Here is a 24,869-nt window from a genome sequence, read left to right as displayed (position 1 = left end):
ATCCTTCGTTCTTTTCTTAAAATATGGAAAGTTTTGTTTTGGTGGTAAATTGTTCCAAGGCTTGCATTCCCAGATATGAATTTCCTTTGGGATTGAGCGCTGGGGCCCAAGTCGCAATGATAAATTCGTTAGGCAAAAGCGCCACAATTCCACCGCCAACGCCACTTTTTCCCGGTAGCCCTACTTCAAAGGCAAACTCTCCGGCTTCGTCATAAAAACCACAGGTAAGCATAATGGCATTTACCCTTTTTACTTGGCTATCAGTAAGATGTTGTTTGTTTTTCCTGCAACAGCCTTTGTTTGCGAAGACGAAAAAAGCATCGGTCAACTGCTTGCAATCCATCATTATGGAACATTGATGGAAATAGAAATCCAAAACATCTTCCACCTTGTTGTTTAAATTGCCGTAGGCCTTCAAAAGATTGGCGGCAGCATAATTGTTGAACCCTGTTTTCCGTTCAGATTCCGCAATTTTCTCATTGAATTCTATAGTATCATCGTGCGCGAGCTCGCGTACAAATTCCAAAAAATCCTGTTTTGGGTTTTGTAAGTTCGAAAGCAAAACGTCTGCAACCACGATAGCACCTGAATTTATCAATGGATTTCTGGGAATTCCATCCTCTTGCTCCAGTAGCGAAAGGTGATTAAAGGGGTTTCCGGAAGGTTCCACGTCCACACGTTCCAAAAGGTCATTCCCAATATGCTGAAATGCCAACGCAAGTGAGAATACTTTGGAAATACTTTGTATCGAAAACTTTTCGGAGGAGTTACCCACCCCAAAATTTTCACCGGTTATCAACTGCAAATGTAAACCCAGTTTGTTCTTGTCAGCATTTGCCAATTCTGGAATATAACTGGCTACCTGACCTGTGTTTTCACAGTTTTTAAGTGATTGGTAAATTTCCTCTAAAATGGTTTGATAATCCTGCATTATCCTTTATAAAATGGTGGTTTTACAATGGTAGCAGGCATAGATTTGTTTCTTATTTTCACAAAAATCTCACTCCCAATGGCGCTGTTTTCAGTATTTACGTAACCCAAACCAATACCTTTATTTAAGGACGGCGACATAGTCCCGCTGGTAACCTTGCCGATAATATTTCCATTCTTATCTTCAATATCGTAATCGTGGCGCGGAATGGCACGTTCGTTCATTTCAAAACCGACCAATTTTCCCATCACGCCATTTTCCTTTTGCTTCTTCAAATTTTCGGAATTGGTGAAATCCTTCGTGAATTTTGTAATCCAGCCCAAACCAGCTTCCAGTGGCGAAGTTTTATCGTCAATATCATTTCCGTAGAGGCAGAAGCCCATTTCGAGTCGTAAAGTATCACGGGCGGCAAGACCAATGGGTTTTATCCCAAAATCCTTTCCAGCTTCCATTACTTTATTCCAAATTTGTTCTACCTCGCTGTTTTTGCAATAAATTTCGAAACCGCCACTTCCGGTATAGCCCGTTGCGCTTATAATAACGTGCTCAATTTCGGCAAAGTCAGCCACTTTAAAGGTGTAAAATTTTATGGTGCTTAAGTCTACAGAAGTTAACGATTGCATCGCTTCAATAGCTTTTGGCCCTTGGATTGCCAGCAATGAATAATCTTCGGAAAGGTTGCGCATTTCAGCATTCATTGTGTTTAAACCACTTATCCAGTTCCAATCTTTTTCAATATTTGAGGCATTCACCACGAGCAGCCATTTTTCTGCTTCCAGCCTGTAAACGATCAAATCATCAACAATTCCGCCTGTGTCATTCGGCAAACAACTGTATTGTGCCTGTCCATCCACAAGTTTTGATGCATCGTTGCTGGTTACTTTTTGAATCAAATCCAGTGCATTTGGGCCTGTAATTAAAAATTCGCCCATATGCGAAACGTCAAATACCCCAACGCCTTTGCGAACGGTCTCGTGCTCGGCATTTACGCCCTCATAGGAAACTGGCATGTTATAGCCCGCAAAAGGCACCATTTTGGCACCCAATTGTTCGTGTATGTGTGTAAGTGCAGTATTTTTCATCATTTATTCTGGTTTGATCTATAGTTCATTTTTATTTTCATGGCGCATGCAATTTCCTATTTTTCGCCTGTGGCAAATGTATTACAATCCACTAAAGGTAACGAAGGTTTGCAGCGATTATTTTAAATAAATCGGGCGTTAAAATCATCTTAATCGCTTTACATTTCCCTAATGTTTTCAATACTTTTAAAAGAAAAACAATGAGCACAACCACCTCAAAAAATCCCTACACCGGTAAAGAAATCGAGCGTTATAAAAACCACACAAAAGCCGAAGTTTCAGAAATAATAGATAAAGCAGACAAACGCTTTTATAGTTGGCGGGAAACATCCTTTTCAGAAAGGAAAAAATTGATGCTAGCCGCAGCAGCTGAATTGAAAAAAAATAAGCAGGAATATGCGGAAACAATGACCGCTGAAATGGGAAAACCAATTTCACAGTCCATTGCAGAAATTGAAAAATGTGCCTGGGTTTGTGAATATTATGCTGAAAACGCACAAAACCAAATGCAGGACGAAATCATAAAAACGGATGCACATAAAAGTTACGTGCGTTACGAGCCTATGGGAGTGGTACTTGCCATTATGCCCTGGAATTATCCGTTCTGGCAGGTGTTTCGTTTTGCCGCACCCGCGTTGATGGCTGGAAATATAGGAGTACTAAAGCATGCCTCAAATGTTTTTGGGAGTGCGCTCAATATTGAAAAAGTTTTTAAACGAGCAGGATTCCCCGATAACTGCTTTTCAACCTTATTGGTGGGCAGCGATGCCATTGAAGATATTATAAAGAATGACAAAATTAAAGCCGTAACGCTCACCGGTAGTGGGCCTGCGGGTTCTTCCGTAGCTTCCATTGCCGGGAAAAATATTAAAAAATCGGTACTTGAATTGGGCGGAAGCAATGCTCTGGTGGTCTTGAAGGATTGCGATATGGAAAAAACCATTGAGACTTGTGTGCAGGCACGATTTCAAAATACTGGACAGAGTTGTATCGCTGGAAAACGTCTGCTTATCGATGTTTCCATTGAAGAAGAATTTGTAGAAAAACTTGTTGTGAAAGTTCGTGAATTGAAAAGTGGCGACCCCGCCGATGAAGAAACGTACGTGGGTACGCTGGCACGAGAGGACTTGGCGGAGGATCTGGAAAAACAAGTAAACGCATCCGTAAAAGCAGGCGCAAAGATTGTAATAGGAGGCAAGCGCCAAGGTGCTTATTTTGAACCTACCGTATTAACAAACGTCACCAAAAACATGCCCGTTTTTACGGAAGAAACCTTTGGCCCAGCGCTTTCCGTTACAACATTCAAAACTGCGGAAGAGGCTGTTGAGCTTTCAAATATGTCTAAATTTGGATTGGGGGTTTCTATCTTCACAAAAAATATTGAAGAGGCTGAAAAACTCTCGTTCCAGTTTGACGAGGGTGCTGTTTTTATAAATGAATTGGTTAAAAGCGACCCCAGATTGCCTTTTGGTGGTATTAAGGAAAGTGGGTACGGCCGCGAGCTTAGCGAACACGGCATTCATGAATTTTTGAATAGAAAAACCATTTTTATCAATAAATAAGTGAAGAAAATTCATCTTCTTTAGTTTTATATTAAATCCATCAAAAAATGAAATTCGGAAAAGTAGCTGACCCTTCACAAATAGATTTTAGCTTGCCAGAAGACCATCCCGGCACAAAAAAAGTTCTTTCAGAACATAAAAAACCGGATAGGCCAAATCTCTACGTGGGTTGTGCAAAATGGAACAAATCAGACTTAAAGGGTTTTTATCCTAGAGGTACCAAGGATGAGTTGGAACATTACGGCACCCAATTCAATAGCATAGAGTTGAATGCCACATTCTACCGTATATTTCCGGCCGATGTTTTTGCGGGTTGGTATGATAAAACGCCCGCAGATTTCAGGTTTTTCCCAAAATTTTTTCAGGGAATTTCACACTGGAAAAGGCTGCAGGAAGATGCTCAGGAAAATTTGAATGAATTTGTCTTAAACTCTTCAAATTTGAAAGAAAAACTGGAAATGCCGTTTGTCCAGCTTCCGGACAATTTTAGCCCAAAGGATATAGATAGGTTAGACCCTTTCTTTAAAATGATTCCAAAAGACATAAAACCCGCCATCGAATTTCGGCATACGCAGTGGTTTAACAATGCTGAAGTTTCCGAAGAATTATATTCCATTCTTGAAAGACACCAAATAACGAATATCATTGTGGATTCTGCGGGAAGGCGCGACCTGCTTCATATGCGGCTCACCACGCCCACGGCATTCATTCGCTATAACGGTAGTAATCACGAAAGCGATTACACAAGGCTTGATGATTGGATTGAAAGGCTTGAAAAATGGTGGAAGGAAGGTCTGCAAAACATCTATTTTTTCGTACATCAAAACATCGAGCAGGCGTCCCCGTTGCTTTCCGCACATTTTATAAAAAAGGCGAACGAACGCTTTGGAACCAATCTCCACATTCCGCAAATGGACAAACCAAATAAATTATTCTAATGAATTTTCACACACGAAAATGGATAAAACCTGAAGATTTGAATCCAAACGGGACGCTTTTTGGCGGACGATTGCTGGAATGGATTGACGAGGAAGCTGCACTTTATGCTATCATCCAACTCGAAAATCCGCGAACGGTGACTAAGTTTATGAGCGAGATCAATTTCAAAAGTTCGGCGACGAAAGGTGATATTATTGAAATAGGCCTGGAAGCTACCGCTTTTGGAAACAGTTCCTTAACACTATCGTGCGAAGTGCGAAATAAAATGACGCACGAAGTTATTATTACCATCGATAAAATAATTATGGTTAGCCTTGGCGAAGACGGCAAGCCCAAACCCCATGGAAAAACGGAGATTGAATTTGTAAAAGATAGATTGGCGAAATAATTATTCCTTGTTCGGGAAATGATGCAAATCCTTTCCTGTGGGCAATTCAAATATTTCAAGATCGAAATAGGGGATGGAAGCTAACAAATGGTCAAAAATATCTGCCTGAATGTGTTCGTAATTTTCCCATTGCTTATCATAACTGAAGCAAAAGATTTCTATGGGAATGCCTTTATCCGTTGGCGCCAAATGCCGCACCATCATAAAAAGATCTTTGTTTATTGCTGAATTTTCATTTAAAAAAGCATCGGCATAATAGCGGAATACGCCCAAATTTGTTTGGTTCTTTCCATTTATCAAAAGCGCCTTGTCGGCTTCACTCTGCCTGTTAAATTTTTCCACTTCCTTTTGGCGGTGTTCCAAATAGGGTTTTATCAATTGTATTTTTTTCAGCTTCTCAATTTCCGCTTCCGATAGAAATTTTATGGAAGATTGCTTGATATAAATTGCCCGCTTTATGCGTCTCCCAGCACTATCCTGCATCCCGCGCCAGTTTTGAAAGGAATCTGCAATTAGGCTATATGTTGGGATCGTGGTGAATGTATTGTCAAAATTCTGTACGCGCACCGTGGCGAGGTTTATTTCGGTTACATACCCATCTGCACCAAATTTGCTGAAGGTTATCCAGTCCCCAATGCGCACAATATCATTTACCGAAACTTGAATGCTTGCCACAAATCCCAAAATGGTATCCCTAAAAATAAGAAGAAGCACCGCAGAGGCGGCTCCCAAAGTTGCCAGACTTATCACGGAATATCCGGTCAACTCTTGGATAATAAGAAAAATACCGACGCCCCATGCAAAAATCATCATTACCTGAACATAACTCTCCAGAGGTTTATCCCTAAACTTTTCAGACTCCGCCATAAAGCGTCTGGAAGTTCTAAGTATACTTCTGAAAATTAAAACACTAAGTATAATCAAGTAAACATTTGCTGCAACTAAAAGCAAACGGGTAATCAATTGGGATTCAAGAAAAATTATTGGGATTAAATACCAAACAATTGCAAGCGGAATGGTATGCGCGATGTATCGTGGGAAATTGCTCGTTACCAAATAATCATCAAAGGTAGTGGTGGTTTTATTGCTGAATGCCTTGAAAGCTTCCACCACAAATTTGCGAAGAACAACATCAAGCAGATTAATGAAAATAAGAACAATGACACAATTGACCACCACATTCACAAATATGGCCCATTGCAATGCCATACCTTGATTTATAAGGTAGTATTGAAGAATACAACTATATTCTTGAATGGTTTCCGTATTCATTAGAGGAATTTCTTTTCAACGTAGAAAGGACCAAATGGTATAATGGAACATAGCACCGCAATGAAGAGCGTGCCAATAGACCAATTCAATTTTTTATACATATAAATGGCACCGCCCAAATATAGAATGAACAAAATTCCGTGCGCCATCCCTACTACCTGAACCATTTGTGGCATTTCAAACATATATTTTAGGGGCATTGCTATCAATAGCAATACTAAAAAGGATACGGCTTCTAAAATGCTTATAATTTTGAATGATTTTACTGAAAGTTCCACAGTTTTCAAAGTTTCTGCAAAGATACACGTTGAAGTTGGGATGCTATATTTTTATGAATATTTTATATGAAAAAGCGAATAGACTTTATACGAAGTACGCTATATTTATTGAAATCAAAAAATCTCTATGTTTGCACTTCTACAAGAATCCCCTGAAACAACCATTCTCAAATCATTGGATAATTATTATGAAAAACTCCTGAGCGTACTGCCGCGCATTGCGTTGGGCATTTTCGTTATTATCGCCGGAATTCTCATTGCCCAGCTTATAACCAATTTCTATAAAAGAAGAATTCTTAAAAAAGCCGAAGATCCGCTGATGGCGCGCTTTCTTGCGCAAGCCATAAAAATTATTTTGGTAATTATCGCAATTATGCTGGCGCTACAGGTTGCAGGGTTAAACGGTGTGGCAACAGGACTTTTGACCGCAGTGGGTGGGGGAGCCATCATTCTGGGATTTGCCTTTCAGGATATTGGGAAAAATTTCCTAGCGGGAATAATCCTAGCCTTCAACAGACCTTTCAATATAGATGATACCATAAAAATTGATGATATATTCGGAAAGGTAAAAGAACTGAGTTTTCGCTATTCACACATCAAAACCTTTGATGGGCGGGATATCTACATTCCCAATAGCGATGTGCTTACCAAACCCGTGGCCAACTATACCGCCGATGGCTTTTATAGAGTTGAATTTGTTGTGGGAATTGGTTATGAAGATGAAATTGAGGGCGCAAAAGCATTGATACAGAATATTCTGGATTTAAATACCGAGATTGTGCACGATGCATTGCACGAAAATTTTGTGATTGAGGACGAACTCGCGGCAAGTACGGTAAACCTGAAAGTCTTTTTCTGGGTAGATACCAAGGATTATCGCCGCGCCTCCCTAGTACTTCGCGGAATTATTATAAAAGAAATCAAGGAGAAATTGGCAGCGGCTGGTTTCAATCTGCCCGCAGACATCAAGGAACTTAAAATCTACGGAACCGAAGATGCCATTCCAGTAAAAATCCGCCACGAGGGCGGATTAAAAAAGGATCGTATTTCTGATTAACTAGTTATGGAGCCGTGTAACCGCCATCTACCAAATGGTAGGAGCCGGTAACAAAACTGGCTTCATCACTGCACAGCCAAAAAACCAGATTGGCAACCTCCTCAGGTTTTCCGAGCCTGCCCATCGGGTGTTTTTCTATTAGCGCATCTTTTTGCTCTTGATCCAACTGTTCGAGGAGCGGTGTGGAAATATAGCCCGGACCTACGGCATTAATTCGTATGTTTTCTTTTGCGTATTCAATTGCCGCAGTTTTGGTAAGCCCTACAACGCCGTGTTTTGCGGCAACGTACGCTACGGAATTTGCAGAACCTACGCTACCCAAAATGGACGACATATTAACGATGGCACCACCTCCGCTTTTCAAAATTGCGGGAATTTGGGATTGTGTTCCATAGAAAACCCCGCTTAAATTTATGGCAATTACCTTTTCCCAACTTTCAGGGGAGTAATCGGCCGTTATTGCCATTTCGCCGCCTATCCCGGCATTGTTGACGGCATAATGCAGATTTCCGAATTTCTCAACGGTTTTCTTTACTAGATTTTCATTTTCTTCGGCTTTTGAAGTATCTGCCTTTATAAAAATTGCCGAACCTTTCTTATCGGTTATTTCGTTTACAACCTTATTTCCAGCTTCTTCATCAATGTCTGAAACTACAACGTTAGCACCATTTTCGGCAAATTTATGTGAAATTGCCCTTCCAATTCCGGATCCAGCTCCAGTAACTATAACTGTTTTGTTTTTCATTATAAATTTTTTTCTAAAGTTACAATGAATGAATAGGAATGGCTATTAATGAAGTATTAAATCATTCGCAGGGAAAGGGAATATTCAGCACTTTAAAAGCATAGTTCTTTTTGAAGCTGAAATGCCACCACTCAGTACGGATGGTGCTGAAACCAAACTTTCGCATTCCATCAAAAAGCAACTTTCTATTTGCAAGAATTTCCTTTGAAAAATTATAATTGTCAATGTGCGCCTCACGGCCAAAATAATCATAATCGCTGCCCATTTCCACATAACAGCCATCCAGCGTCTCCAGCGTTAGGTCCACCGCAGCCGCGCGGTTGTGGATGGAGCCGTTGCCGTAGGGATTGCCCACGTATGTGGCACGAGGTACTTTGGCCCACATTTTCTTTTGCACATCCAGCGGTCGGTAGCAATCGTAAAATTTTATGCGGTATCCCTTTTCACAGAAATATTGGTTGGCTTGCAAAAGCGCTTCGGCAACTTCGGGGCGCAAAAGGCACTTTGGACAATCGTACAATGTTTCGCCTATAAAATTGTTGGGGGTGGCGTAGCGGATTTCATAGCTGAATTCAGTAGAAAGTTCAGCCATATCCACCAACTGCTCCTGCGGATTTTCTTCCGAAGAAAAATTCAAAGAAATGAGAAGGAATAGGAGCAGGGCTGTTAATTTCATCGTTCAAATTTAAGTTGAATTTAGGGAGTTTGGAGACCGTGATTTGTAACTTTGGGAAAAATAACAATTTTATGGAAAAACTAAAGAACAAAACCGCACTGATTACGGGCGGAACCAAAGGAATAGGATACGGCATAGCCGAAGCACTTTTAAACGAGGGAATTAATGTGGTAATCACCGGAAGAACCTTGAAAACCGCTGAAAAGGCAGCCGAAAAATTAAATAGCAATACAACCGATGGTGCCAAGGCGATGGCGGTGGAAGCGGATGTTCGGAATTATGACAGCCAGCAAAAAGCAGTGTCAAAGGCGGTGGAACAATTTGGAAGTATCGATTTTGTGATTGCCAATGCAGGTCTTGGGCATTTTGGCTCCGTAGAAGAATTGACCGCCGAACAATGGCAGGAAACCATTGAGACCAATCTTACCGGGCCATTTTTTACCTTAAAAGCCACGCTGGACCAACTGAAAAAAACTAAAGGATATTACATTACCATTTCCAGTTTGGCGGGCACCAATTTCTTTAAAGGCGGCAGTGCCTACAATGCGAGTAAATTTGGAGTGACCGGATTTACCCAAGCCGCGATGCTGGACGTTCGGGATTATGGAATAAAGATGAGCACCATTATGCCCGGTTCGGTTTCAACCCAATTCAACGGCAATGAACCCGATGACAAAGATGCCTGGAAAATCCAGCCAGAGGACATTGGGCAGATGGTTGTGGATTTATTGAAAATGAACCCGCGCACCTTGCCCAGCAAAATTGAGGTAAGGCCCACTACGCCGAAGTAATTTTTTCAGAATAAGTAAAACAAAAAAGGCGATTCAGAAATGAATCGTCTTTTTAAGAATATTTATAATTATTGAAATTTCAAAATAGGCCCTTACAATAGAATATTTGCATAGACATTGCAAAAGAATTACATTTAAAGCTAGTTAAACTTTCGGTTTTAAAATTAAGAAAGCCAGTTTTAATCAAATGGATTTAGAGCAAACAAAGTATGAATTACAAAATCTCATTTCAGGAAAGAGCGGCGCAAGCTACGATGCGCTTATCCAGACAATCTCCAGTTACCTTAGAAGTGGCAAAAGAACAAGCCCAATGGCTGAGGAGAAACACGAACACAAAGCTGAAAAAACAAAGAGATTAATTGCTTTTGCAGAAAGGCACGGATTATTTGTGGATTCTATTTCTAAAAATAAATTTATCTCCAGTGGAGCTGAACAAAAAGTTTATATACACGGAGCTAAGGATGTAATAAAATTAAACGATGCTATATACTACGCATCTTGGGAAGACTATTTTCATAACCTGCTTTGCATAATTATTTCTTTTCGGATACGGCCTATAATCTAAATGGATTTTATATTATAGATGAAACGCTTTATGCAGTAGTTCAGCAACCTTTTGTAATTGCAGACAGTATTACGGATTTAACCTTGGTTAGAGAATTTATGAGCGCCAATGGATTTGTTAATATTAGGCGTAACGATTATTTTCACTCAGAATTGGGAATTATAATAGAAGATTTGCACGATGAAAATGTACTAGCCAACACGGGAATCTTATATTTTATTGATACAGTATTTTTTATCAACAACGATATTTTTTGTAAATCTTAAACCAAATAAGACTAGTGGTTTGATTGATTTTTTTCACTTTTTATTTTTATAAGGCAATTCATCTCTGAATCGCCTTTTTTATTAAACATACATTCCCGATTATTATCAAGATAATTTTTGATTATAATAATTTCTTTCAAGCAACCAGCATTGCTAAATAGTTGCTGTAAACCTTTTCAAATTAAATTTATGCTACGTCACAACTAAAAAAGTTATGTAATTAACATTAATTTAAGAATATTTTTTACATTAGCGCCCTCCCCGTTATCTAAATCTTATCATGTATGTCACAAAAACCTACCGATGGAAATGAAAGTTTCGGAAAGAAGAATCGTTTATTGAATGACGAAGAACTTATGACTCTCTTTGGCGTAAGCAAGTGCAGCCTATACCGCTGGCGCAAAAAGGAATACCTTCCCTTTATAAAAATGGGCGGCACGTATTACTACTCAGAAAAAATAATCAATAAAATGATTGAACAGCAAAGCCATCATAACTGCATTTACCGGTACAAGGTAAAAAAGTAAGGATGGGCCTAAAACAAAAAATCCAAAAAGATGCATCGCTCTTTTTGGATTTTACCTTTAAGGCATTGTGGATCATTATTGCGCAGTTACGTGGCCCAAATAAGTGCTTATGGAAGAAACCTTTTTATCTGCTGAAACAAAAGCCGCCCAAACGTGGACTTCCTTACCAAAATAATAGGCCGGCATGGTAATGGCCTTGGTGGCCTCGTTACGTGTTCCCGCGGGATTGTATATGCTGAAAAACTGGCCGTCGCTTTCATACACAACCACTACAAGAAGGTCAGTCCCTGCTGCAGAACCCTGCCCACTATTGTCAGCCCATGTTACTTGCAGTACATGGTTTGCCGCCGCTTGTATGGTACCCTCTTCCATACCGCGCAGTTCGCCCCGGCTTATCATAACACGTGGGTAATCTATTAAATACGTACCATCCGGTGCGGGTACTACGGCATTTTTAAGGTGGTAACTGGTGGCAAGGTTAAAGCGCGATTTGCTTTTTTCTGTCCTGCCAAAATAGGCACCCACTACTTCCTTGATAGGGTTTAAAAACTTTGCCACCTCGGCAAATTTGAGGCGCTGCTCCATTTGTTTTTCACTAGGATCCTGTTTTTTGCGGCGGGGTCGCTTGCGCAGCACGTCCATATCGCGCCAGCTGGCACCTACCACATTACCTACCCGTCCTGAAAAGGCACCAAAGATGCCATCATTAAATTTTCCCATGATTTTAAATTTTAAAGGTTAAACATTAGTTATTGATTGAGCCAAAAGTATTTTAACAGGTTGGCCCATCCTAAAGTATGCCTACAATTGCCTGTTATTGCTTGCTTTAGCAACGTATTGCAGGCCAATGCCAACCATTGCGTACCGCTGCAATCATTTGCACACTTTTGCAAACAATTGCAAGATTTGTTCGGGTAGTTTGTGGATTTGTTCGGGGATAGTGGCAGTTTTGTTCGGACGTTGTTCGGAAAAAGCACCTTTTTTCCGAAGGTGGGTGGGGTGAGGGTGGGGGAAAGTGTTTTTGTTACGCCTTTTAGCACACAGCATGAAACAAAGTAGTAATGGATTTAGAGAAAGCTATTTTAACCGCTGACACACTTTAATGAACACTCCCTTGGTAATTATTAATTTCACATTGTTAATTATTCATTGTCATTTATTTCACATTAATTATTACATTTGAAAATCTCCCCCCAATTAATTAGCTTTTGTGTGTTGTATCATGCGATAGCGATCTTACTATAATATTTGAAAATTATAATATGTTCCCGTGGTGTATATACAGCATTATTTTTAAAAGATGTATATATAAGCATGTTGCCAGTAATTTAAAAAAATAAACATATGTCATTAATTGAAAGTTATTTACAAACAACAAAAAACCTGAATCCAATTATTGATACAGTTGTGAATGCTCAGGCACCCGACAAATTTACGATTGCTTTTTTAGAACAATTAGGTTTCAAAAGTACCAATGACAGATTGTATTTAAAGTTATTTAAGGATTTAGGATTGCTTGACGGAAATGGAGTTCCAACTTCAAAATATTATGAATTCATTGACCAATCAAGGACTAAAAAGATATTGGCGGAATGTATTCAAGAAGCATATTCGGACTTATTTCAGTTAAATAAAAATGCTCAAAATATGACCAAAACTGAAGTTAAGAATAAAATGAAGACAATTTTTCAAGGCAAAAAAACGGATAATATTCTTGATTTAATGGCTAAAACTTTTAAAGAACTTTGCAGTATTGCGGATTTTTCAAATACTGGATTATCGAAAGTTCTTCAAGAAGAGGAATATCAAACCGAAGAAGAACCCGAATACAAAAATTCAAAGAATTTGGGAGAAATTATAAGTAAACAAATAACTACAGAGATGCATTACAATATTCAAATACATCTACCTGAAACCAAAGATATTTCAGTATTCGATGCAATTTTCAAATCATTAAAAGACCATTTATTATGATGTCCGACCCATTATATTCTTTTGTTTTTAAAGGCATTTTGACGAAACAAGCATTAGAATATACACAAGCCAAAGACAAAAAATCTTACGGGAGGATTGATGAAGAAAAAATCATAAGCCTTCTTTGTATTGATGAATTACCACAAGAATTCGTGTCAAATTCAAAGAAAATGTCATATGTATATACGGCAATATGCGCTTTTGAAAATAGTATAAGAGAATTTATCTCGCAAAAACTAATCGAAGAAAAAGGTGCTGATTGGTGGGAACAATGTGTTCCGAATAAAGTTAGAGAAAGAGCCGAATCTAGAAAAGAAGAGGAAGATAAAATTCGCTGGCATACACAAAGAGGAGATAATTTTATTAATTACACAGAGTTTGGAGATTTGATTGCAATTATGCGCGGAGACAATTGGGCATATTTTGAACCTCATATTGTATCTTTAGAATGGGCACAACAAATTATCAAAGCTCTTGAAAGGTCTAGAAACGTTATAATGCATAGTGGAGATTTATCAGAACAGGATTTAGCGAGAATCGGGACTTTAATAAGAGATTGGATAAGACAAGTGGGAATATAAAAACTACTGGCAACAATATCTATAAGTAATTGCTTGTTCTCCCCCGCTACCGCGCGATTGCATCGCGTGGCCACAAGAGTAAGCGTTCTTTCCACCAAGCATAATATCTACCAATGCTTTTTTGCTTAATTTTATAATCTATGAGCCGTAACTACAAATTCCATAATCCAGAAGGACTTTATTTTGTGAGCTTTGCGGTGGTGGAGTGGCTCGATGTGTTTACCAGAGTTGAATATAAAAATATTCTATTGAACAGTTTGTCTTTCTGCCAAAAGGAAAAGGGGATGGAGATAATTGCGTGGTGCATTATGACCAATCATGTACATTTAATCTTCAGAAGTATAAATGGCGAAAGACCTGAATTGCTTTTGGGGGATTTCAAGAGATTTACCAGCAAGGCCTTGGTAAAGGCAATCTCAGAAAACCCCAGGGAAAGCAGGAAAGAATTTTTATTGGCCAGATTCAGTAATGCCGGGGAAAAGACCTCAAATGTTTCCAAATATCAATTTTGGCGACACGACAATAAGCCAATAGAGCTCTGGAGCAACAAGTTGATACAGGAGAAGATAAACTATATACACAACAATCCCGTAGAAGCTGGAGTTGTTTATAAACCTTCAGATTATTTGTATAGTAGTGCCCTTGACTATTCAGATGAAAAAGGTTTGTTAGGTGGTATTGTGGTTTTTCAAAATTTAGGTCAATCAAATTGATACTAGAATGCCACGCGATGCAATCGCGCGGGAGCGAGGAGGTATTGTGGTTTTTCAAAATCTAGATTAAATTTATAAGGGAATACCACGCGATACAATCGCGCGGGAGCGATGATTTGGTTTTTCAGAATTTAGTTTAATGAAATTGATACTGTAATGCCACGCGATGCTCCCGAAATCTCGGGAGCGCGGGAGCGATGTTACCTACAACAACGACTAGCGAAAGGCTACTCAATATACAACTTACCAAAATAAAAAAAGGCAATTCATTTCTGAATCGCCTTTTTAAATATCAAATGATTTTCTTTTAATTCGCTGAAAGCAAGGCCAAGAATTTATCTAGGTTGGGGAGGATAACGATGCGCGTTCTTCTGTTTGTTGCGCGGCCTTCCTTGCTGTCATTCTCGGTAAGCGGGTGGAAACTGCTACGTCCCGCCGCAATCAATTTCTCCGGTGCTACGCCGTAGTCGTCTTGTAGCTTGCGGATAACTGCCGTAGAACGGTCAACGCTCAGCTCCCAGTTGTCTTTAATATATGCGCCCGGCTTTACGGTCTGGCTATCGGTGTGGCCTTCAACCATCACTTCCATAGCTGGCTCGCTGTTGATAACCGTAGCAAGACGTTGCAAAAGGTTGTTTGCTTTTGGGTTCACTTTTGAGCTTCCGGAGTTGAACAACAATTTGTCCGATACGGTAATCATCACCACCGTTTCGTCAATATCAATATTGATATCATCTTCCTCACCTTCGGCAATCAGGGTATTGTCAAGATTCTTTTTCAGATTATAGGAAACAATCAGGTTCATGGAATCTTTCAATGTTTGTGCCTGTGCCAATTTTTGGGGATCTACATTGGCAAGCGCGGCACGCATTTTCACCTTATCATTTTCTGAAACGGCAATACCGTCAATATTTTGTAATCGTGAATTGTTTGAATCTGTAAGGGATTGGATTTTTGAGTTGTAGTTGGCTACACGTTCTTCAATTTTCGCCATCTTTCTTTCAAGCTCCTCTTTTTCAAGTTGGGTCTTGCTTAGGGTAGAACTCGTGGTGTCGTACTGTGTTTGTAGTTCATTGTACTTCTTTTTTGAAACGCATGAAGTAGTGATTACTGCTCCCGCTAGCATCGTTAGTGCAATAGCTTTTCTCATAATACTTTATTTTTAAAGGTTTGTTGAAGCAAATATAAGAGGGGAGTACTCCAAAAATTACGTTAACGCGTGCTATACTTTTGTTAAATGAGACTTTTCGCAAACGTGTACCACTTATTTCGCAACCGTTAGTTTAAGTCCGTTTTTCAGCCACATTTTCAGCTTTGGCGAGGGTTGGTAATTGATATAGAACTTTTCGACATGAGGTTTTAGGGGTGCCTTTTCTTGTTCCAAAGGTTTGGCCTTAAACCCTACTTTATATCTTCCCAAACCGCCCATATCCACAATATTTCCATTTTCTAAGTGGTCTTGCATTCTTCGGGTAAGTGCCGTAACAACACCTATGATATCTGAATGGGAAAGGCTACTTTCCTTACTTATTTCATCACACAGCCGCTCCAGGTCTACCACCCCTGTGGCAATGTGCTGCATAATATATTTTTCTTCGGAAGTGTTTTGCGGATTTATCCGTTTTACGATTTTATATTTTAAAGGCATAAGTACTATGGTTTATTCGGAATGTATAAGGTATCTTGTTCGTACAGCATTATATTCATGATGGGAAACGTTGTCCAGTATAAATATAGCGCAATATTTCAAAATAAATAGCGCTATAAATTATAAAATATAGCGCAATATTTTATTGATGTCTAAGCCTCCATTTAGAGGAAGATGCTTTGATACTATAAAATCGAAAATCAATATCCTATCTCTGAAATAGCTTCATAATAAATAAAAAAAGGCTCCATATAGTATATGAAGCCTTTTGCAAATTTGTGAAAGGGTGTTTTATTCGTCTCTATCGCCAGTATTTGGCTCTTCCATACGCAACCTGTTTTTGGCAAAATCCAACGTACGGATGGGGAATGGAATATTAATATCGTGGGCATCAAAATGTTTCTTGATAAGTTTGATGGCCTCGTGCTGTGCCTGTAGTTTTGGCTTCGGCTTTTTACTGCTTATCCAAAAGCGCGTCACAAAATTTATGGAGCTGTCACCAAATTCAGTAAAAAAGAATTCCACGCCCTCGTTCTCACGCTGTTCAAAATTTTCAGAAATAATCTTTACCACAAGATCTTCCACCTGTTGCAGGTCACTTTCGTACCCCACGCCGCAGCTCACGTCCACGCGGGAACGCTCCGTCCACGAATAATTGGTAAAGGGATTGTCAATAAATATGGAATTGGGGATGATAACGTATTCATTATCCGTTTGACGGATGGAGATATTGCGTAGGTTTATCTCCGTTACATAACCTTTTTTGTCCTGTGTTTCAATGAAATCACCAATCCGCACTTTGGGAAGAAAGGAAAGCATAAGCCCGGAAAACGTGTTGCTCAACGTACCCTGCAACGCCAGACCTATTGCGAGACCAACCACACCGGCACCGGCAAGTACAGAGGTTAAAACCTTATCCAGTTCAAGGACGCCAAGCGCCACGAAAAAACCTACGAGTACGACTACGGCAAAGATGATTTTGCTCAGCATCTGCCGAATGGATTCCTGCTGAATTTTCTTAAATAATATTTTATAGGATACATTTCGAAGCATCTTTGCCACGAAATAGAAGATAACCAGTACCAAAATGGCTACAACCATATTTGGCAACTTCAAAATAAGCGCATCAAACCATCCGTCAAGTTTGTTCCATAAACCCGAAATGGCATCATTTACTGAGAATTTTTCCTGTGCTTCCTGCACCTCTTGTACTGTTTCTTGCATAATATAATAATGATTAAAAAAGTGTCGATAACATAAAAGTACCCAAAACCCATAAAACTAAGGACAGAATACCTCCAATTATAACAAAATGTTTGAATTTATAGTAACCCATCGCATAAATGAGGGTATTGGTTTGATATCCCATAGGCGTAAAAAAGCTGAAATTGGCACCAAAGAGTACCGCTAAAATAAAAGGTTTCATGGAAAGGTCCAATCCAATTGCTACCGCAATGGCGATGGGCGTCATAATAATTGCCGTGGCATTATTGCTAACCACACTGCTCATAAGCATGGTTATAAGAAATATAAAACCGATAACGAACAGATCAGATTGGCCGCTTAAAATATCAAGCAAATGATCTGAGATCCATTTGTCCGCACCCGTGTTGTTCATAGCAATCCCTAATGGAATCATTCCCGCGAGCAGGAATATTACCTGCCAGTTTACGCGATGGTAAACATCATTTAAATCAAGGCATTTGGTCAACAATAACAAACAAACACCCGTCAAGGCACTTATCAGGATGGTGAGAACACCGCTTGCGGCAAGTGCTATCACCAACACCAAAATACCAAAGGACATCGCTCTTTTGTATTTATTTACGGGCGGTTTTGTTTCGTGTTCCCGGAGAATAGCCACATTTTCCATTTCATAGAGCTGGCCGATTTCGGTCTTTGGAATTTCTACCAAAATACGGTCGCCCGGTTTTACGGTTATTTGATCAATATTCTTTCGCACCAAGCGCTCTTTTGTATTTCTGATATTCCGCCGTTTTTTAATGGCGATTGGCAGCGCATTTTTAAACGTTTGTTTTCGTAACTGTTTCAATGTTTTTCCTATCAATAGGGAACCGGGAAGGATAAGCAACTCCACAAAGCCCAAATCCTCATTTCTTTTTTGTTCCTCGCCGTCCTCATCAACTTCTTCCTGCGAGTTGGAATCCTTCTGTTTATGGACGCTCAGACCTTCGGCTTCATTTAATTTGGCAAGCGATTCAATATCGCACATCAATAGCAGTTTGTCTTTTTCCTTTAAGGAAATATATCTGCCCGGCGCATTTGTAATCTGTTTGCTGCGCGTAAGTTTCAATATTGAAATGTCCGGATTTTTATATAGAAATGTTTCTTCAATGGTTTTATCAATTAAATCTGAATCGGCATTAATTACTACCGTGGTTACGTAATTGCCAAGTTCATACGCATCGTGAAGGTTTTCCTTTGCATCTTTTGGTAACCAGCGGGAAGCAATGGTAATTATAAGAATACCTACAAGCAGAAAGATTACGCCAAAAAACGAAAATTCAAAAAATGAAAAGCGTTCCGCTCCCAAGTCGCGCGCGACGGAATTCACAATAAGGTTGGTAGAAGTTCCCATAAGCGTGCAGCTCCCGCCCATAATACCCGCAAATGAGATGGGCAGGAGCAGCTTTGCCTTTGGGAGATTGAATCTCCGTGAAAGTTCATCAATAATTTTTATGAACACGATTACTACTGCCGTAGTATTTATAAATGCTGAAATACCGCCCGTAATAAGCATAAAGGCGGGAAGAAGCAAAACCAATGGCAGCACGTGCAGGTTTTTTAAAAGCCGCGCCAAGGTGCTAATAACACCGTTGTCCTCAAGCGCCAACGCGATAATCATCAATGAAAGTACGGTTATGGTAGCAGCATTTGAAAATCCGGAAATGGCTTCTTCGGGTTTTACGAGGCCGGTGAGCGCAAGGGATGCTATTATGAATAGCGCAATTTTATCTACGGGAAAGACTTCAAATGCGAAAAGTAAAATGGCAATGCCTATTATTGTAAAAACGAGTATAATCTCTGGAGTCATTTAAATTTGGTTAGAATTATAAAGATACTCGTAGATATTATACTCGTTACTAATAAAATCTTAAATTAATACATTAAGATTGTATGGAGTTATTGACCAAGATACTTTTTCAGTATATGGCTTTTGGATTGTTGCCGGAGTCTTCTAATAGCTTTTTCACGAATTTGGCGTACACGTTCGCGGCTTAGGTCAAAGGTTTCGCCAATTTCCTGCAACGTCATAGGCGGCTGCCCACAAAGACCGAAATTCAACTTAACGACATCTGCCTCGCGTGGAGCTAGGGTATCCAGAGCCCGATCAATCTCGATGCGCAGGGATTCGTGGATTAAACTTTTATCTGGATTGGGACTTTGCCCGGAACTGATTACATCATAAAGATTGTTATCATTCTCGCCTTCCTGAAAAGGAGCATCCATGGAAAGACTTCGCGTTGAATTTTTTAGTGAACTTTTTACTTTTTGCACACTAAAGTCCAATTCCTTTGCAATTTCGGCAGCAGTAGGGGGACGCTCGTATAATTGTTCCAAGTGGATTGCTGCTTTTTTAATTTTATTGATATCGCCAATTTTGTTTAAAGGCAATCGGACCACTCTGGATTGCTCTGCAATGGCCTGCAATATGGCTTGGCGAATCCACCATACGGCATAAGATATAAATTTGAAACCACGCGTCTCATCAAATCTTTTAGCAGCTTTTACTAAGCCCACGTTACCTTCATTGATTAAATCTGGTAAGCTCAAACCTTGATTTTGATATTGTTTGGCAACCGATATCACAAATCGTAAATTTGCACGACTTAGTTTATTAAGCGCGCGCTGGTCTCCCTCACGAATGCGTTGTGCCAACTCTACTTCCTCTTCAGCAGTGATTAAATCAATTTTACTTACATCCTGTAAGTAACTGTTAAGGGATTTTGTTTCGCGGTTGGTAACTTGCTTCGTTATCTTAAGTTGTCTCATATATTTTATAGGGGTTTATATTATTGTAACAAGGCATTATAACTTTTTAATGCGTAAAATCCAAAAACTTAACATCTTATGTTAAAATGTGTATTAGAAATTTTTTTTTCAGTTACTTTCAAAGAAAATTATTTTACCTCTGAAAATGCACCAATATGCTTCTAAATTTATTTTTCTTGTTACAGAAACCTACAGACCTCCCAAAGGTTGATGATCAACCAGTGGACTTTACAAATCCAGCAAACATTATAATATACATAATTTTACCAATTGTTTGCATTTTACTTTTTGTATTGTGGTGGAAAAAGGTAAAAAACAGACGCGAAAGCGAAAACAAATAATATTGAACCAAACTTTCACTAATTTTGGTGTGATAATTGACGAATACAGTTTTCTAAAATTATTTAGTGATGAAAAAATATATAGTCGTATTTCTTTTACTATTTGCCAGCAATATTGCAGTGTTCGCGCAATTTGAAACATCTAACAGTACGGTTAAGTTTAATTCAAATGAAACGAATACAACTGGCTCAAGTTTTGAAATACCAGCTTCCAAAAGACCCACGCTTACCAATTTACCTTCAAATACATCAAATTCAACATTGGGCCAACCGGAAGAACCAACAATAGATTTCAAAAACGGCGATGGATTAATAGAATATACTGGAACAAATAAAGCGCCAAAATATTTTTCAAAAGATAAAGAGGAAAAGCCTGAATATGGTAAAGATGATTATTTGGGCGATTTTAAAACCAAAGCTGGAAAGGTTACTTTTATGTACCGCGACCACGAATATGTTGATGGCGATTTAATCCGAATCTATGTAAACGGAAAAGTTGGCTATGATAGGGTTCGGCTCGAAGGAGCGTTTCGTGGTTTCGAACTTCCGCTTGAAAGTGGATTCAATAAGGTAGATTTTGAAGCTCTCAATCAAGGTTCTTCAGGTCCCAATACCGCTCAGCTCCAAGTTTTTGACGAAACCGGAAATCTATTGGCTAGTTATGAATGGAATCTGTTGACTGGCAATAAGGCGACTGCCATTGTGGTAAAAGAGTAAAACGACATTTAAAAATTCTTCCTGAAAAAAATATGAAAAAAGTAGTTATTGCTATTGATTACAATCCTACTTCAGAAAAAGTAGTGAGGATGGGGCGGGAGATTGCCCAACTGATGAATGCTGAAATATGCTTGTTGCACGTATTGGCAGATGTGAGATATTACGGAATGCAATACGAACCCTTTATGGGATACGAGGGTTACGCGTTTCCGGTAGATTTTCACATTCAGGAAGATATGATCAAAGTGGCGGAAGATTATCTCGCAAAAACTGCGAAACATTTGGACAATCAAAATGTTTCCACTCATTTAGCTGAAGGTGATACGGCGAAAAGTATCATCAAATTTTCAGAAGAATGGAATGCAGACCTTATCGTTATGGGTACGCATAGTCACGGTACTTTGGAGAAATTACTATTGGGGACAGTTCCCTCAGGTGTTTTGGAACGCACTAAAATCCCAGTTTATTTAATTCCTACAGGAGAAAAATAACACCCCTACATTATAGAGGTGTATCTTGTTCTAAATTTTCATTGTCCTCGCCACCTTGGCTAAAAAGTTTATTTTCTTCATCCGTAAACTTTCCATTTTTCTTCTTTGCTTGGTTGCGTCCAGGTACATCTAAATCTTTTCCTTCGAAATCCACATTTTCCATTCTGTCGCGTAATTGTTGATCATCCCCGCCATCGCCATGAATATTACTTTGTTCAAGGATATCCCTGTCGTGTTTGGTAACTTCTGGGTTATAGGGCAGTTTTTCATCATTTGATTGCGAAGAAGTTTTCGGCTTATTATTTTCCTTTGAATTTTTCATAATTTTTTATTTTAAAGATATTGAATGAAAAATATATAAAAACGCGAATTAACACAGGATAAAGAAAATATAACAAGCGTTTAAGAAAAGGAAGGTAAATTGGTATCTTCGCAATTAAACTTAATTTATGGCACTTTCCAATAATGATATCATGAAAAAATTGCGTGTGGCACTCAAACTACGGGATGATGAAATCGTAAAAATATGTGAGCTCGTGGATTTCCGTGTAACCAAAAGTGAGCTTGGGGCAATTTTCAGACACGAAAGCCACGAAAAATATATGGAATGCGGGGATCAATTTTTAAGAAATTTTTTGAACGGTCTTGTAATACACTTGCGCGGCCCAATGCCGGAAAAACCTGCGCCTCGAAAGAAAAAATCTGGGGAAGGGGAGAAGCAATAAAAAAACTGAATCCGTTTGTGAGATTCAGTTTTTAATTTTTCGCATTTAAGATTTTCAAATGTATCTGCATGTTTTTCGAATAGATGGTTCTTCAAGATTGTATTGCCTCTCACTAAGAAAATATAGCGTATGCTGTTTTTGGGAAGCGCCACGTATGCGATTTTGAATATTTCGTAAGGTTTTCATAAATATAATTTTAGAATTGATTGGTTATCTGAATCTTCTTTTAGCATTCCAAGTATATGCTTTTGAAGTATTGGGTCTGTGAAGGGTGTCATTGGAATCTAAGGTTCTCATGATTCTTATAAATTAAAGGTTATCGAAATCTTCTTTTTAAATTCCAAGTATATGCTTTTGAAGATTTCATTTTTTCTGCGGAATGGATACTCTCAAAGGTTCTCATAATTATAGTTTTAAAGGTTATACTAAATAGACGACACGTTTGAAATATTGTTACAGTACTATGCAATACAAAGTAATGAATTAACAAAACCTTAACTTTATTTGAATTTTAAAATAATTGGGATATAACCCATTAACCCATCTTCGGCATTGTTGTTGTTCCTTATTGTTAATAATATGAAAGAGAATTATCTTTGCAAAAAATTGAACTGGAGGACACATTATGAACACCGTGAAAAGAACAGAAAAGAATAAAATCAAGAGAGCACACCTTTATTACAAGTATACTGGATTCTACAATTTTGTGGGTCAAAGTCTCAAAAAAGCCATTGTTCCAATCATATTTGCAGTTGTAGCTTTGGTTTTGTTGGATCAATTTGTTGTTGACTTTAGTGATTTGTTTACGTACATCACCCAAAATTACGCTCCCATAAATATCCTTCTGGTTTTTCTTGCTTCAGAATCCTTGTTGGGTTTAGTGCCGCCGGAAATTTTTATTGCCTGGAGCGATAAAATGCCACAACCAATTCTATATCTCTCCTTACTCGCGGCCATTTCCTATTTAGGTGGAATTATTTCTTACTTCATCGGAAAATGGATTTTTACAATTCCGAAGGTGTACGCTTATATGGAAGGAAAAATGAAAAAACATTTGAAACATATCCAGAAATGGGGTGGGTTTCTTATTGTAGTGGGCGCGCTGTTGCCCATTCCATATTCTATGACGAGCATGGCAGCGGGGACCATTAATTACAGTTTCAGAAAATACTTGCTTTTTGGCTTGTTGCGCTTTGTTCGTTTTTATTTGTATGCGGTTGCCATATTCAGCTTGGTGTAATACCTTTGGACCTATAAATCCTTGGTGGATTTAAAATTGCCGTCCTCCAAATCCTGAAATACCAATGAATAAAAATGATCCCTATGCTGCGTTGAGATTTCGGGAATTCAACATTTTTTTAGTGGTACGCTTTGCAATGGTTTTTGCTTGGAGTATGCAATTTGTAGTAATAGAGTGGGAGGTGTACAGTATTACAAAAAATCCACTTTCTTTAGGAATTATTGGTTTAATGGAGGTTATTCCCGCAGTTTCCATGGCACTTTTTGCCGGACATATTGTTGATCAAAAAGAAAAGAGAAGTCTGCTAGTGAAGTGCATCGGTGGATTTTCAATTGTAAGTTTTGGACTTTTCCTGCTTACTTGGCCAAGAGTTGTTGCAGATTTTTCCACAAATACTATTTTATATTCCATATATTTTCTGGTATTTATTGGAGGTATCGTGCGGTCTTTTCTGGGTCCCACTATCTTCTCACTTTTTTCATTGCTTATTCCTAAGAAAATTTATCCGAATGCCGCTACTTGGAGCAGTTCGGTTTGGCAAATGGGTGCAGTCGTGGGTCCGGCCATTGGCGGATTTGCAATTCACTGGATAGGCGTGCACTGGTCTATGTGCCTCATTTTTGCACTTTCGCTTATAGCGTTGTTATTTCTTTTTCAAATTCCGAAAAAACCGATACTCAATCCAAACATTGGCGAACCTATTTTCAAAAGTTTGAGAGAAGGCGTTAGGTTTGTTCTTACCACCAGAGTTATTCTGGGTGCCATAACACTTGATATGATTGCGGTACTCTTTGGCGGGGCCGTAGCGTTATTGCCCATCTATGCACAGGATATTTTGAAAGTAGGACCGGAAGGCTTTGGAATTTTACGCGCCGCGCCGGCTGTGGGAGCTTTAATTATTATGTTTACCTCGGCTTATTTTCCATTAAATAAAAATGCGGGGATGAAACTTCTCGCGGCTATTTTCGGCTTTGGAATTTGTATTATCGTATTTGGCCTTTCCACATCTTTTTGGCTTTCAGTTTTTGCGCTTTTCCTCAGCGGAATCACAGATGGCGTATCGGTAATAATAAGACAAACGATACTGCAATTGCGAACGCCAGACCACATGCGTGGAAGGGTGGCTTCCGTAAACTCAATGTTTGTGGGATCTTCCAATGAACTGGGTGCATTTGAAAGCGGCCTTACAGCCAAATTGATGGGAACGGTTACCGCTGTAGTTTTCGGGGGTGGTATGACGTTGATTACTGTTTTTGCCACGGGCGTTTTCTTGCCAAAACTTCGAAAACTTGATCTTAGGAAAGATCTTGAGGAGCATGAGAACAAGATAGATTAAATTTAAAAAC

The 24,869-nt window shown here is 39.0% G+C and carries 27 protein-coding genes and 1 pseudogene; 15 read left to right on the top strand and 13 right to left on the bottom strand.

Annotated features, from left to right (window positions below; translation table 11 throughout):
- Positions 1 to 16 precede the first annotated feature (16 nt).
- On the bottom strand, positions 17 to 931 hold the full coding sequence (locus KIV10_RS07370) for a glutaminase (RefSeq protein ID WP_214112875.1): 915 nt from the start codon (positions 929 to 931) through the stop codon (positions 17 to 19).
- Positions 931 to 2,013 (bottom strand): glycine cleavage system aminomethyltransferase GcvT, encoded by a 1,083-nt coding sequence (gcvT, locus tag KIV10_RS07365; protein ID WP_214112874.1) that lies wholly within the window; start codon positions 2,011 to 2,013, stop codon positions 931 to 933. Before gcvT ends, KIV10_RS07370 begins: the two co-directional genes overlap by 1 nt.
- A gap of 200 nt (positions 2,014 to 2,213) precedes the next feature.
- On the opposite strand from gcvT, the gene KIV10_RS07360 reads away from it, so the two are divergent.
- The 3 genes from KIV10_RS07360 to KIV10_RS07350 are packed head-to-tail and all read left to right on the top strand — an operon-like array spanning position 2,214 to position 4,902.
- The gene (locus tag KIV10_RS07360) at positions 2,214 to 3,575 is read left to right on the top strand and encodes an NAD-dependent succinate-semialdehyde dehydrogenase (RefSeq protein ID WP_214112873.1); all 1,362 of its coding nucleotides are present in this window, start codon (positions 2,214 to 2,216) and stop codon (positions 3,573 to 3,575) included.
- A gap of 47 nt (positions 3,576 to 3,622) precedes the next feature.
- Complete coding sequence (locus tag KIV10_RS07355) at positions 3,623 to 4,513, top strand: DUF72 domain-containing protein (RefSeq protein ID WP_214112872.1); 891 nt, start codon at positions 3,623 to 3,625, stop codon at positions 4,511 to 4,513.
- A complete protein-coding gene (locus KIV10_RS07350) occupies positions 4,513 to 4,902 on the top strand; it encodes an acyl-CoA thioesterase (RefSeq protein WP_214112871.1) in 390 nt (129 codons plus the stop codon). The genes KIV10_RS07355 and KIV10_RS07350 overlap by 1 nt, the downstream gene beginning before the upstream one ends.
- Here KIV10_RS07350 and KIV10_RS07345 read toward each other — a convergent pair whose 3' ends face one another.
- Both KIV10_RS07345 and KIV10_RS07340 read right to left on the bottom strand, forming a co-directional pair.
- Positions 4,903 to 6,174 carry a mechanosensitive ion channel family protein gene (locus KIV10_RS07345; RefSeq protein ID WP_214112870.1) on the bottom strand — a complete coding sequence of 424 codons (1,272 nt, stop codon included), beginning with the start codon at positions 6,172 to 6,174 and terminating at the stop codon, positions 4,903 to 4,905.
- Positions 6,174 to 6,461, bottom strand: a complete 288-nt coding sequence (locus tag KIV10_RS07340; RefSeq protein WP_214112869.1) for a DUF3817 domain-containing protein — start codon at positions 6,459 to 6,461, stop codon at positions 6,174 to 6,176. Before KIV10_RS07340 ends, KIV10_RS07345 begins: the two co-directional genes overlap by 1 nt.
- Before the next feature lie 118 nt (positions 6,462 to 6,579).
- Between KIV10_RS07340 and KIV10_RS07335 the strand changes: the two genes are divergently transcribed.
- On the top strand, positions 6,580 to 7,509 hold the full coding sequence (locus KIV10_RS07335) for a mechanosensitive ion channel family protein (protein ID WP_214112868.1): 930 nt from the start codon (positions 6,580 to 6,582) through the stop codon (positions 7,507 to 7,509).
- A 4-nt stretch (positions 7,510 to 7,513) separates the two neighbouring features.
- On the opposite strand, the gene KIV10_RS07330 is transcribed toward KIV10_RS07335, so the two are convergent.
- Together KIV10_RS07330 and KIV10_RS07325 are read right to left on the bottom strand one after the other, a co-directional pair.
- Positions 7,514 to 8,254 carry an SDR family NAD(P)-dependent oxidoreductase gene (locus tag KIV10_RS07330; RefSeq protein ID WP_214112867.1) on the bottom strand — a complete coding sequence of 247 codons (741 nt, stop codon included), beginning with the start codon at positions 8,252 to 8,254 and terminating at the stop codon, positions 7,514 to 7,516.
- 61 nt (positions 8,255 to 8,315) lie between these two features.
- Positions 8,316 to 8,930 (bottom strand): M15 family metallopeptidase, encoded by a 615-nt coding sequence (locus tag KIV10_RS07325; protein WP_214112866.1) that lies wholly within the window; start codon positions 8,928 to 8,930, stop codon positions 8,316 to 8,318.
- 71 nt (positions 8,931 to 9,001) lie between these two features.
- Here KIV10_RS07325 and KIV10_RS07320 point away from each other — a divergent pair, with 71 nt between their 5' ends.
- From KIV10_RS07320 to KIV10_RS07310, 3 genes and pseudogenes are all read left to right on the top strand, one after another.
- Complete coding sequence (locus KIV10_RS07320) at positions 9,002 to 9,721, top strand: SDR family oxidoreductase (protein WP_214112865.1); 720 nt, start codon at positions 9,002 to 9,004, stop codon at positions 9,719 to 9,721.
- 187 nt (positions 9,722 to 9,908) lie between these two features.
- A pseudogene (locus KIV10_RS14065) lies at positions 9,909 to 10,552 on the top strand (putative polyvalent protein kinase domain-containing protein).
- Positions 10,553 to 10,836: 284 nt separating this feature from the next.
- Positions 10,837 to 11,079, top strand: a complete 243-nt coding sequence (locus KIV10_RS07310) for a helix-turn-helix domain-containing protein (protein WP_214112864.1) — start codon at positions 10,837 to 10,839, stop codon at positions 11,077 to 11,079.
- A gap of 75 nt (positions 11,080 to 11,154) precedes the next feature.
- On the opposite strand, the gene KIV10_RS07305 is transcribed toward KIV10_RS07310, so the two are convergent.
- Positions 11,155 to 11,799, bottom strand: coding sequence for a DUF6266 family protein (locus KIV10_RS07305; RefSeq protein ID WP_214112863.1), 645 nt, complete (start codon positions 11,797 to 11,799; stop codon positions 11,155 to 11,157).
- A gap of 624 nt (positions 11,800 to 12,423) precedes the next feature.
- Here KIV10_RS07305 and KIV10_RS07300 point away from each other — a divergent pair.
- From KIV10_RS07300 to KIV10_RS07290, 3 genes are all read left to right on the top strand, one after another.
- Entirely contained in the window at positions 12,424 to 13,053 is a 630-nt protein-coding gene (locus tag KIV10_RS07300; protein ID WP_214112862.1) for a DUF5343 domain-containing protein, read from the top strand.
- Positions 13,050 to 13,634 (top strand): Swt1 family HEPN domain-containing protein, encoded by a 585-nt coding sequence (locus KIV10_RS07295; RefSeq protein ID WP_214112861.1) that lies wholly within the window; start codon positions 13,050 to 13,052, stop codon positions 13,632 to 13,634. Before KIV10_RS07300 ends, KIV10_RS07295 begins: the two co-directional genes overlap by 4 nt.
- A 140-nt stretch (positions 13,635 to 13,774) precedes the next feature.
- Complete coding sequence (locus KIV10_RS07290; protein WP_214112860.1) at positions 13,775 to 14,347, top strand: REP-associated tyrosine transposase; 573 nt, start codon at positions 13,775 to 13,777, stop codon at positions 14,345 to 14,347.
- A gap of 307 nt (positions 14,348 to 14,654) precedes the next feature.
- Here the strand turns inward: KIV10_RS07290 and KIV10_RS07285 are convergent, their stop codons facing one another.
- The 5 genes from KIV10_RS07285 to KIV10_RS07265 all read right to left on the bottom strand — a co-directional run bounded on the left by KIV10_RS07285 (position 14,655) and on the right by KIV10_RS07265 (position 20,009).
- Positions 14,655 to 15,497 carry an OmpA family protein gene (locus KIV10_RS07285; protein ID WP_214112859.1) on the bottom strand — a complete coding sequence of 281 codons (843 nt, stop codon included), beginning with the start codon at positions 15,495 to 15,497 and terminating at the stop codon, positions 14,655 to 14,657.
- 114 nt (positions 15,498 to 15,611) lie between these two features.
- The gene (locus KIV10_RS07280; protein ID WP_214112858.1) at positions 15,612 to 15,995 is read right to left on the bottom strand and encodes an HU family DNA-binding protein; all 384 of its coding nucleotides are present in this window, start codon (positions 15,993 to 15,995) and stop codon (positions 15,612 to 15,614) included.
- Positions 15,996 to 16,286: 291 nt separating this feature from the next.
- Positions 16,287 to 17,219, bottom strand: a complete 933-nt coding sequence (locus KIV10_RS07275) for a mechanosensitive ion channel family protein (protein ID WP_214112857.1) — start codon at positions 17,217 to 17,219, stop codon at positions 16,287 to 16,289.
- A 13-nt stretch (positions 17,220 to 17,232) separates the two neighbouring features.
- Positions 17,233 to 19,050 (bottom strand): sodium:proton antiporter, encoded by a 1,818-nt coding sequence (locus KIV10_RS07270; RefSeq protein WP_214112856.1) that lies wholly within the window; start codon positions 19,048 to 19,050, stop codon positions 17,233 to 17,235.
- 89 nt (positions 19,051 to 19,139) lie between these two features.
- Positions 19,140 to 20,009: a sigma-70 family RNA polymerase sigma factor gene (locus KIV10_RS07265; protein ID WP_214112855.1), complete on the bottom strand. Its 870-nt coding sequence runs from the start codon at positions 20,007 to 20,009 to the stop codon at positions 19,140 to 19,142.
- 410 nt (positions 20,010 to 20,419) lie between these two features.
- Between KIV10_RS07265 and KIV10_RS07260 the strand changes: the two genes are divergently transcribed.
- Complete coding sequence (locus KIV10_RS07260; protein ID WP_214112854.1) at positions 20,420 to 21,067, top strand: hypothetical protein; 648 nt, start codon at positions 20,420 to 20,422, stop codon at positions 21,065 to 21,067.
- 32 nt (positions 21,068 to 21,099) lie between these two features.
- Positions 21,100 to 21,558, top strand: coding sequence for a universal stress protein (locus tag KIV10_RS07255; RefSeq protein WP_214112853.1), 459 nt, complete (start codon positions 21,100 to 21,102; stop codon positions 21,556 to 21,558).
- Positions 21,559 to 21,568: 10 nt separating this feature from the next.
- Here the strand turns inward: KIV10_RS07255 and KIV10_RS07250 are convergent, their stop codons facing one another.
- A complete protein-coding gene (locus KIV10_RS07250; RefSeq protein WP_214112852.1) occupies positions 21,569 to 21,880 on the bottom strand; it encodes a hypothetical protein in 312 nt (103 codons plus the stop codon).
- Between the two features lie 127 nt (positions 21,881 to 22,007).
- Between KIV10_RS07250 and KIV10_RS07245 the strand changes: the two genes are divergently transcribed.
- The 3 genes from KIV10_RS07245 to KIV10_RS07235 all read left to right on the top strand — a co-directional run bounded on the left by KIV10_RS07245 (position 22,008) and on the right by KIV10_RS07235 (position 24,859).
- Positions 22,008 to 22,283 carry a DUF1456 family protein gene (locus KIV10_RS07245; RefSeq protein WP_214112851.1) on the top strand — a complete coding sequence of 92 codons (276 nt, stop codon included), beginning with the start codon at positions 22,008 to 22,010 and terminating at the stop codon, positions 22,281 to 22,283.
- Positions 22,284 to 22,908: 625 nt separating this feature from the next.
- A complete protein-coding gene (locus KIV10_RS07240) occupies positions 22,909 to 23,523 on the top strand; it encodes a YqaA family protein (protein ID WP_214112850.1) in 615 nt (204 codons plus the stop codon).
- Positions 23,524 to 23,587: 64 nt separating this feature from the next.
- Positions 23,588 to 24,859, top strand: coding sequence for an MFS transporter (locus KIV10_RS07235; protein WP_214112849.1), 1,272 nt, complete (start codon positions 23,588 to 23,590; stop codon positions 24,857 to 24,859).
- Positions 24,860 to 24,869: the final 10 nt, after the last annotated feature.

The organism is Aequorivita echinoideorum, from assembly GCF_018476645.1.
Lineage (GTDB): Bacteria > Bacteroidota > Bacteroidia > Flavobacteriales > Flavobacteriaceae > Aequorivita > Aequorivita echinoideorum.
Note: the sequence above shows the minus strand (reverse complement) of the source record. Positions and strands in the feature narration are given on the sequence as shown.